The 10,405-nt window shown below is 49.8% G+C and carries 8 protein-coding genes; 3 read left to right on the top strand and 5 right to left on the bottom strand.

Going from position 1 to position 10,405, the window contains the following annotated elements:
* Window positions 1–675, top strand: a 675-nt coding sequence (locus AC4MRN_RS16200) for a sugar phosphate isomerase/epimerase family protein (RefSeq protein ID WP_491203858.1), incomplete at its 5' end; no start/stop codon positions are given.
* A gap of 76 nt (window positions 676–751) precedes the next feature.
* On the opposite strand, the gene AC4MRN_RS16205 is transcribed toward AC4MRN_RS16200, so the two are convergent.
* Together AC4MRN_RS16205 and acnA are read right to left on the bottom strand one after the other, a co-directional pair.
* Window positions 752–1,147, bottom strand: coding sequence for an energy transducer TonB (locus tag AC4MRN_RS16205; protein WP_370243129.1), 396 nt, complete (start codon window positions 1,145–1,147; stop codon window positions 752–754).
* Window positions 1,148–1,267: 120 nt separating this feature from the next.
* Complete coding sequence (gene acnA / locus AC4MRN_RS16210) at window positions 1,268–3,982, bottom strand: aconitate hydratase AcnA (RefSeq protein ID WP_491203859.1); 2,715 nt, start codon at window positions 3,980–3,982, stop codon at window positions 1,268–1,270.
* Window positions 3,983–4,326: 344 nt separating this feature from the next.
* Between acnA and AC4MRN_RS16215 the strand changes: the two genes are divergently transcribed.
* Window positions 4,327–4,785: a cupin domain-containing protein gene (locus AC4MRN_RS16215; RefSeq protein ID WP_073316783.1), complete on the top strand. Its 459-nt coding sequence runs from the start codon at window positions 4,327–4,329 to the stop codon at window positions 4,783–4,785.
* A 62-nt stretch (window positions 4,786–4,847) separates the two neighbouring features.
* Here the strand turns inward: AC4MRN_RS16215 and AC4MRN_RS16220 are convergent, their stop codons facing one another.
* From AC4MRN_RS16220 to AC4MRN_RS16230, 3 genes are all read right to left on the bottom strand, one after another.
* Entirely contained in the window at window positions 4,848–7,172 is a 2,325-nt protein-coding gene (locus AC4MRN_RS16220; RefSeq protein WP_491203860.1) for a carbohydrate binding family 9 domain-containing protein, read from the bottom strand.
* Between the two features lie 137 nt (window positions 7,173–7,309).
* Window positions 7,310–8,794: a tryptophan halogenase family protein gene (locus AC4MRN_RS16225; RefSeq protein WP_491203861.1), complete on the bottom strand. Its 1,485-nt coding sequence runs from the start codon at window positions 8,792–8,794 to the stop codon at window positions 7,310–7,312.
* Between the two features lie 2 nt (window positions 8,795–8,796).
* On the bottom strand, window positions 8,797–9,825 hold the full coding sequence (locus AC4MRN_RS16230) for a LacI family DNA-binding transcriptional regulator (protein ID WP_491203862.1): 1,029 nt from the start codon (window positions 9,823–9,825) through the stop codon (window positions 8,797–8,799).
* A 233-nt stretch (window positions 9,826–10,058) separates the two neighbouring features.
* On the opposite strand from AC4MRN_RS16230, the gene AC4MRN_RS16235 reads away from it, so the two are divergent.
* Window positions 10,059–10,405, top strand: a 347-nt coding sequence (locus tag AC4MRN_RS16235; RefSeq protein ID WP_491203863.1) for a TonB-dependent receptor plug domain-containing protein, incomplete at its 3' end; no start/stop codon positions are given.

Consider the following 10,405-nt stretch of genomic DNA (forward strand, 5'->3'; position numbering starts at 1 on the left):
GACCGATTCGTTGAATTCTTTCCAGAGCGCGCGGAACTGGCCGGCTTGTTTGGCAACACTCCACAACAGTTTGCCGATTTGCTGAAATCGAATGGCTTAACCAGCCCTTCTACTCATGTTATGCCACACCTGCTCAGAGCAGACTTAGAAGCACACCTGGATGCCGCCGACGCATTAGGCCACAAATACATTGTGGTGCCTTATTTAATGCCGGAAGACCGCAAGAGTATTGAAGACTACTACAGCCTGATTGATGAAATGAACGTGTGGGGCGAGAAGTGTAAGCAACGTGGTATTCAGTTGGCTTACCACAATCACGACTTTGAATTCCAGGAACTGGACGGTCAATTGCCTTATGACCTTATTCTCGAGCGCTGTGACAGTGAGTTACTCGCTATGGAGCTGGACCTGTACTGGACTGTAAAAGCGGGTTTTGATCCGGTTGAATTGTTCAAGCGCCAGCCTGGTCGCTTCAAAATGTGGCATGTGAAAGACCTTGCCCAAGACGGCAGTTTCGCCGACGTGGGCAAAGGCACCATTGACTTCGCCACTATCTTCGCAAATGGCGAACTGGCAGGTATTGAGCACAAGTTCGTGGAGCGCGACCAAACAGACGATCTGGTTCGTACTATCAGTCAGGGCTTCTCGGCGGTTACCACACTGCAAAGCAAGTAGGGCTAAGCTATATAGCAAAACCGACGGTACGTATTACGGCCGTCGGTTTTTTTATTCTTCGAAATTATTGCGGATACTACATCATTTGAAATGAGATAAGATTATATAAACCCTTCATCGGTTGTCTGCGTCCGTCTTTCATAGGCGGCTGATACTCCCAGCCTTGTAGCGCTTCGATCGACGCCTCTTCAAACAGCCCTTTAGGGCTGGCGTCAACCACTTTAATATCTACGGGTTTGCCACTTTCATCAACGTTGTACTGTAATAGTACCCAGCCGTTTTGCAAGATAATGCTTGAAGATGTTTTGGTTATCGCTGCATCGGGATATTCTGGATTTTTGTATTTCAGTAGTGTTGGCTCGGGTGTCATTACCGGGACTGAGGGAGTAGGTCTTGGCGCAGGGCGCGCAACCGTTGTCACCGAGCAGGCGGTGATTAATGTCAGTAAACCAGCAACTAACAGGTACTTCATGGTGTCTTCCTTGAGTGTTTTTATTGTTCAAAAAACACTCTAGCAGACGTTTAAAAATTCGAAAAGACTTTTTAGAGAAGCTAAGATCAGGCAGGGTGCAAAACACCCTGCCTGCCGTTATTATTGTGTCAGAAAACGCCTGATCACATAGTGCAGAATGCCGCCGTGCTGATAGTAGGTAAACTCATTACCGGTATCAATACGGACCTGCAACTCTACATCCCGGTGGTTGCCGTTATCATCGGTGATGGTCATGGTGGTCGTCTTTTGTCCTGCACTAACCGGCGCAATAGAGAAGCTTTCGTTGCCGCTAATGTTCAGTGAATCTGCACTGTCTCCTTCATTAAACTGCAACGGTAAAATTCCCATTCCGATTAGGTTTGAACGGTGAATTCGCTCAAAGCTCTCAGCAATGACTGCGCGTACGCCCATGAGAGCAGGCCCTTTTGCCGCCCAGTCGCGACTGGAGCCTGTACCATATTCTTTGCCCCCGATCACAATCGCCGGTGTTCCCTCTTCCTTGTAACGCATTGCCGCGTCGTAAATCGACATGGCATCACCTGAAGGAAAGTGAGTGGTTGCACTGCCGGTGGTACCAGGCGCCAATTGGTTCTTTAACCGCACATTGGCGAACGTACCGCGCATCATTACCTCATGGTTACCCCGACGAGAACCATAGGAGTTAAAGTCGGCCGGGCTAACACCGAGAGATTGCAGATATTGGCCAGCCGGGCTATCCGGCGCAATAGAGCCCGCCGGCGAAATATGGTCAGTGGTAATGGAGTCGCCCACTTTCACCAGACAACGTGCGGCATCGATTGCCCCCACTTCATCAGGTTCGGCAGACATGGATTCAAAAAATGGCGGATGCTTGATATAGGTAGACTCAGGCCAGTCATAAACGGCCGTGTCACTGGTGTCCAAATCAGTCCAAACACTGCTGCCCGTGAACACATCAGCATATTTGGCCTTAAATATCTCTCCGGACACGTGCTCAGCAATATAATCCGCAATTTCTTCGCTGCTCGGCCACAGGTCTTTCAAATACACCGGATTACCGTCTTTATCCTGACCCAGAGGCGCCTTGGTGATATCGATTTTCATGTTGCCAGCCAGCGCATAGGCAACCACCAATGGCGGAGACGCCAGGTAGTTAGCAGCGACTTCAGGGTGTATACGGCCTTCAAAATTGCGGTTACCCGACAGCACCGAGGTAACCGAGAGCTTCGCGCCTTGAATGGCTTTTTCAATGGGTTCAGGCAGTGGACCAGAATTACCGATACAGGTTGTACAGCCGTATCCAACCAGGTTGAATCCAAGCGCTTCCAAATGCGGCATTAGGCCTGCGTCGTCCAGATACTGGGTTACGACCTGAGACCCGGGAGCCAAAGATGTTTTCACCCAGGGTTTACGGGTTAACCCCAGCTCGTTGGCTTTTTTCGCCAGCAGCCCTGCACCAATCAATACCGACGGGTTTGAGGTGTTGGTACAACTTGTAATTGCTGCAATGACCACTGCCCCGTCTTCAAGATTGAATGACTCACCGTCAAATTCCACATAGGACGCATGGTTTTCGTCAACGACTGGCGCTGCGCCCCCCTCAGCGACAAACTCGTTTGCCTGAGTCACATCGGTGATGTCAATTTGCTCTGACAACCAACGTTCGTAGGCACTGGCGGCTTGCGCTAATGCAATGCGGTCCTGCGGCCGTTTAGGGCCCGCAACCGAGGGCACCACATCGCCTAAATCCAGTTCCAGGGTTTCATGGTAAGTAGCATCTTTACTGGTGTCTTCATGCCACAAGCCGGCATGTTTGGCGTATGCCTCTACCAGTTTGATTTGCTGCTCATCACGTCCGGTAAGTTGAAGATAATTTAAGGCAACCTGATCTAAGGGAAAAATCCCGCAGGTCGCGCCGTATTCAGGCGCCATGTTAGCTATGGTGGCTCGGTCGGCGGTTGTGAGAGACGACAAACCGGGGCCGTAGAATTCTACAAACTTGCCCACTACGCCGTGGTTGCGAAGTTGTTCAGTAATGGTGAGTACCATATCGGTCGCTGTTACGCCGGGTTTAAGGCTACCCGTTAATCTGAAACCCACGACTTCCGGCAGCAGCATAGTAACCGGCTGCCCTAACATTGCAGCTTCAGCCTCTATGCCTCCGACACCCCAGCCCAATACACCTAAGCCGTTGATCATAGTGGTGTGCGAGTCAGTGCCTACCAGAGTATCCGGATAGACCACGGTTTCCTGCCCTTGCTCGTTGGCAAATACGCATCGCGCCAGGTATTCCAGGTTTACCTGATGGACGATCCCCCGCCCCGGCGGCACTACCTTAAAGTTATCGAATGACGACTGGCCCCATTTTAAAAACTGGTAGCGTTCTTTGTTGCGCTGTACTTCAATGGCAGTGTTTTTCTCCAGCGCATCCGGTTGTGCAAAGTGGTCCACCATCACAGAATGGTCAATAACCAATTCAACCGGATTGAGCGGATTAATGGCCTGAGCATCACCGCCAAGTCGATTTACTGCGTCGCGCATTGCAGCCAAATCAACAATGGCAGGCACGCCAGTGAAATCCTGCAGAATGACTCTGGCTGGCACAAACGCGATTTCATGCTCCACTGGCTTTGCGGTGTCCCAAGTTGCTACCGTTTCAATATCATTGGCGGTAACAAACTCACTGTCTTCGTGCCGCAGTAGGTTCTCTAATAAAATTTTTATACAAAAAGGCAGGCGTGATAAGTCGTAACGTTCAGACAGCGCATTTAAATTCACTGCGCGATATTGATGGTCACCCACCGTTAACGATGAAAACGATTGGTATTGTGTCATGTTGCTGCATCCTTATATTGGCACATGCTGATTGCAGACCGCTTCCAACAACCCGGTCCTGTCTGCGGTACTAACCCAGCAGAGTGCAAAAAGCCGTGCATGAATGAAATTTCACACTATTCCTACGTACCGAGTACGGGAAAAAGTTCACTTCTCATCGTGACATTACGCCGTATAGACGCTGCCAAATGATTAATGAATTGTTAATAAATATCGTGCATTCGGTAACGCCCTTCGGTATGCTCATGGAATAATTATAAGACGTCAGCAACAAGCAACAGTTCGTCCAATAGGTCAAATACCCGTTGGATTGACACCCTGATTGCCTGAAGACGGAGAACAACATGCACCCTCTTATTGAGAAATTAAGGCTGGAACCGCACCCGGAAGGTGGGTATTACCGGCAGATTTATCGCTCAACAACGGAAGTTAAATCACCTAAACATGGACTGGCTCGGCCAGCGGTGACACATATTTACTTTTTGTTGTTAAAGGGTCAGGTGAGCCGTTTTCACCGGGTTTTGCACGACGAAATCTGGAATCATTACAGCGGCGCCCCTTTAACGCTTTATCAGTTGCATCAACAGCAACTTCACGAGAAGCGCATTGGCGGCGAAGATAATGATATGGCTGCAATAGTGCCTGGCGGGCATTTCCAGGCAGCAGAAACCACCGGTGATTACTCTCTGGTAGGGTGTTCTGTTGCCCCCGGCTTTGATTTTGCTGACTTCAGCTTTATTGATGAGCCTAGTCTGCGTCAATGGATAGAACTGGCGCACCCGCACCTGAACAAGTTTCTATAAGCGGCCCCCTCACCAGCGCGAGGACTGTGGCCGCTTCTTTTCCATATCTGCTTTTTTAAACGCTAATACAGCCAAGCGTAACTAAACTTCATGAACACCGATTTGTTCGTTGTTGTTAGCCCGGTTAGCGGGTTCTCTTCTATGGCAGCACATGATACGCCAACAAAAAAGCGCGTGAGCGGATTGAGCTTGTAGGAATACAACAGTTGCCCGCCCAGTGTGCGGGTAACCGGCTTCACATCAAACTGGTAGTTGTCCTGGTTGCGGTGAGTATTGTTATAAATGCCAATTAGCCTGACAAACTGACGGGCATCAAGTTGATAAGTCAAACGCAAGTCGGAAATACGCGCCGTAAACAATGAGGCACTGGCCACGTCCAGATTACTGTAGAGCTGGGTAAAACGCAGTTGGGTGTGCTTACCCAGATTCACATCGATCATAGACTCAACGAACAGTTGTTTGCCTAACCGGTTATTTGCAAAATCAATCTGGTCGCCTTTGCGAACAAACGTACTCACAAATAATGTCGGATTGGGTCGGGTTTCGGCATAGACACTCACCGATTGTTCATCAAACCGGTCGGTGTTACCGGTTACTGCCAGGGTAGATGGATCATGACGCAACCCAACCCGCTCGCGCCTGACGGTACCCAGTTCAAGGAAGGACTGCCACATACCCCGAATGCTCACATACGCTTCCAGCTCCCGTTCGAGTACTTCGCCGTTGTCATTATGTGTTAAGTCCCAGTCGCCATTGAGCCTGATGCGGTTCCACCAGCTATTTTCGTTCCACCAAAAATAACCACCACCCACGACGGTTTTGTTGTAATCAGCTTTGGTCTCAAACCCTAAATCAGCGCGAAAACCGGCGTCGTTTTCGTAACGGTCGGCGCGGAAAAACCAATCCTGCTCTTCATGGCGGTAGTTGACCCGCCAGGCAGTGCCGCTAAATGCCTCTGTTTGTCGTGTGCGGATAGCCGTTTCCGACAAGTCGTCGGCTTCACTGCAATCATTTCCGCAAAAGTTGGTATACAGGCTTTCCGGATACTGGGTGTTCGACACTACATACTGAGCTCGCAGGGTATCCTGCTGTGTTAACCGGTATTTTACGTCCAGGCCATTTACAAAGTTATGGTAGTCGCCAGCTTGCCTGAACGTCGTAACCGAACCAATGGATAAATCATTGTCGTAGTCGAACCGATAGCGCAGCGCACCGTTTAACGACTCGTCTTCCAGTACCGCTATGCCTGAACCCAGGTTGCCCGGCACAATAAATGTGGTATTGGCGTCATCAGCCATAAAAACGCCGAAGGTGTGACGCTCTTTCTGACCGGTGAGTTTTAACCCATAATCAGGAGATCCAATATTCCGGGTGTATACCAGGCGTTGATTCGACGAAAAGTAATCGGCGTTTTCAACGAAAAACGGGCGTCGCTCGTCAAAAAACAGGGCAAACGTGTTGTTAATGTTTACTTGTGCATCGTCTGCTTCTACCTGCGAGAAGTCGGGGTTCAACGTTGCCTGCAACGACATTTCCGGCGTAATCCCCCATTTCACATCCAGCCCCGGTTCTACTACTTCGATGTCGTCCCATTCATTCGACGAAAATGGGTCGCGACTTCGACCTTTCCCCAGCACCAGTGTGGGCACTAACGCCAGGTTTTTACCCTGCGTAGCTTGCTCGAAGCCTTTTACATCACCGAGCTGGCAAAGCGTACAGGCATCATTACGGTCCCAGGGAATATTGGCAATTCTCAAACGCTCTTCACGCGGGTAGAAGCGAATAAATTCAGCCCCCCACAATTTGGTACGCTCGCCTTCTTCAAAATTCATAATACGCAGAGGAATAGCCACTTCCACAATGTAGCCGTTGTCGTTTATGACCCCTGCAGACTCCCAAATGGCATTCCAGCTATCGCTTTCATTACCGGTCATCTCGTTTTGAATGGCGTCTGCCTGCACGCCCAGGGGATTTATAAAGAACTGGTATGCCAATCTGCCGTTATTAAAAGTATCCAGTTTTATGCCAACCAGGTCGTCGCTCCACACTTTATCGCGGTCGCGAAAGAATGCGCGGATCTGCTCCGGGTCAGGGTCTTCAGCAATAAAAGCAACGTGCAGTGTTTCGCCGTCTTCGAACAGCTTTACCTGTGTAGAAACGGGAGGCTTTGTATTGTTATAAGGGCGGGTAACGTAATCCAATGAAATCACCCTGGCTTGTTGCCACTGAGGCTCATTCAGATTACCGTCTATGGCCACCTCACCTTCAAGAAACGGAATTTGGGTAACCGGTTGCTGTTCAGACTCGCTGATCAATACATCATTTGCCAGCGCCGGACTCAGGCATAGGGCAGCCAGCAATAGCCAGCCGGTACATCGCAATATCATAGTTGTGTCTACTGTCTTCATTCCGCGGGCGACTATGCCACAAGGCCGCTAAATTCCTATGTAATGTCGATAGAGTTTAGAAGACACACGGTGAATTGTTAAAATTATTAACAATTCGTTACATTCCGAAGGTTAATTCACCAGACCGACGGGCGCTGTTGCTTTGAAAAATAATGCGCTGTCAGCTTTGCTAAATGCGCCAACGACGCCTGATGAACCGGGGCTTTCTGATGAGCTTCAGGGGAATTGAAACGACCCATGCCGGCCAGAATGCAGTACCAGGAAGGGCGCAGGTAGACGAGTTCTGAATCCAGGTGATCCAACGCGGTTTCAAAACAGGCGCCGCTATCCCATTTATCCAGTAGATACTGTAGGTTGTCGGGCACACACATGTCATGACGACACGCCTGCCAATAGGCAGAATCAGTGCGGGTATTCAAGTAATAATGCGCGGCAATGTAATCGCGAATACCGTCGAACATACGGTTCATTTCGCGGTTGTAGGCTTGTTGCGCACTCACTAACGGCTTCGCAGAATCAACGCCGTCTACCAATTGGTAAAGTGCATATTGCACCAGCATAAGCGCGGTGGCTTCCAAGGGTTCGATAAATCCCTGGGCTAATCCAATTGCCACACAGTTACCTTGCCAGTGCTGTTCTAAGCGTCCGACCTGCATTTTCAGGTGGCGAGCGGGCACCGAATCATCGACCTTCAATGCCTTGCGCAACGCCGCTTCTGCGTCATCTGCAGAGCAAAAATCGGAACTGTACACATAGCCGTTGCCGATTCTGGATGTCAGTGGAATTTGCCACATCCAGCCGTTATCCATGCCCACTGACCGGGTTTGCGGCGCAATAGGCTCATGACTATTGTGTTGTGTTGGTAACGCCACGGCGGCATCGTTAAACAAGGTTTCGCGATAGCTTTTAAACGGCGCATTCAGGGCTTTTTTCATCAGCAGGCCAACAAACCCTGAACAATCCAGGTATAAATCCGCGCTCAGCGTTTCCCCCTGCTCCATGCGCAAACCACCGATATTACCTTCTTCCGTATAAACCTCTGCGACTTTTCCTTCCTTGTGCTGCACACCAAGTTGCATGGAAAACGACTTCAGACTCAAGGCCAATTTACTGGCATCGAAATGGTAGGCGTAGTCAATATCGCCGGGCAATTTGGTGCTTTGCGGCGTAACCCGTTTACGTACCATTTCAGCAGCACAGAAATAGTGCTCAGGTTTAACATCGGCATTGGCCCGGCTGCTGCGCAACGTCTGGCAGCTATCAAAAAACAGTTCGCCGGTTTGCTGATCAAGCGGTGTGAAAAACGGATGGAAATACTGAGAAAAACGCTGGCTGTTGGTCCAGTTGGCGAACTCGATGCCGGTTTTATAGGTGGCGTCGCAGTGGGGCATCCAGTCTTGCTCCTGCCATCCCAGATCGGTGAAGAACTGCTTGAGAAATGGCGTAGAACCTTCGCCTACCCCAACGGTACCGATTTGCGAAGATTCTATTAAGGTAATGCGGCTTTTTGCCCCCCATTGTTTAGCCAAATACGCAGCGCACATCCAGCCTGCGGTACCGCCGCCCACAATTGTGACTGATGCCGGATGTGTTTGCTTCATGACTAAGACCGGTTAGTGGATTCTCGAACTACCAGTTCAGGCACAAACACATGCGCCGGAATAGGCTGTTTGTCGTTGCCCAGTTTACGGGCTTTCAACGACTGGATCAGAGTGGACGTCGCACGTTGCGCGATTTTATCAGTAGGCTGGGAAGCCGTCGTCAATGGCGGAAAGGTCTGCCGCGAGAACGGGCTGTTCTCGAACCCAGCAATCGCCAGCCTTGTCGGCACATCCACCCCTCGCATGCGCGCACCAAATAAGGCCCCCGCCGCAATCTCATCGTTACAGGCAAATACCGCTGTCGGTGTGTTGGGTAACGTAAGCAGTTTTTCGATACTTTCCACCCCGGTACCAAATGAATAGGTCCCTTCTATTACAAATTCGGGATGCTGAGGAAGGTCATGAGCCGCAAGTGCGGCAGCAAAGCCTTTCTGACGTTCTATGGTCGAGTTATGCTGCTTTTCACCGGCAATAAAGCCAATGTCACGATGCCCCTGCTGAATAAGGTGTTCAGTAATTTGGTAAGCCGCCTGAAAGTCGTTTACCAGTACACAAGGCGGACCGTTCTCCAGCGCTTCACTGCCCGACAGAATACGCACGTAACGCACGCCTTTTTCGTCGAGGGCAGACAGCACTTCAGGCATTTCTGATAGCGGTGGAGACAGAATTAGCCCTGCTAATCTGGCGCTATCCACCATGCCGAGGATTTCCTGAATGATATCGCGACTGCTGGCATCACAAGGGTGAATAAGCAATTCGTACCCGTTCGCCCGGCACTCATTCAAAATCCCTTTCTGCATATCGATGATGTAATACGCATTTGGATTGTCGTACACGTAACCGAGTACAAAATTATCGCGTCCGGCTAAGTCCCGGGCCGCCTTGTTGGGCTTGTAATTAAGTTCATCAATGGCGGCCTGCACCTTGGCCAGCGTATCCGGTTTTACCGTTCCCTCGTTGTTGATGACACGGGAAACGGTTTTGATAGATACACCAGCATGTTCGGCAACACTTTTAATTGTGGCAGACATCGCGCCTCCAGATTAAATTTTAGCCAAAAATAATTCTTTTAAATTCATTATGTTGCAACAAATTTGAAAACTATTTTTAATTTTTGTGTTTGCAAACGTAAATTTGTTGTTGTAACGTTAACACTCAATGACAGCGTTGTCATGTGTTTTTTATGAATTCTGGCGCGTCTGTCATTTTATTTGTGAGTCAAATGACAGCGTTGTCATTCCTTCTGAGAACAAGGACTTGAGTGATGAAACAACATAGAATAAATACATTAACTCGCGGGCTACGTCTCGCCTTCACCGTCGGAGCAATGGCAGCCACTGCAGTACCTTGCGCAATCGCGCAAGAGGGTGCCGACACGACAGAAATCATTGAAATTCGCGGCATCCGCGCCAGCCAGAAAGCCAATATAAATACAAAACGCTTCTCTGACGCGGTCGTTGACGCGATTACCGCGGAAGACATTGGTAAATTCCCCGACAAAAACGTCGCGGAATCTTTATCACGCATTCCAGGTGTAACCATTGACCGTGACTTTGGTGAAGGCCAGGGCGTGACCATTCGTGGTGTACAGCCAGATCAAAACCTGACGTT

It is taken from the genome of Marisediminitalea sp. (assembly GCF_984433645.1).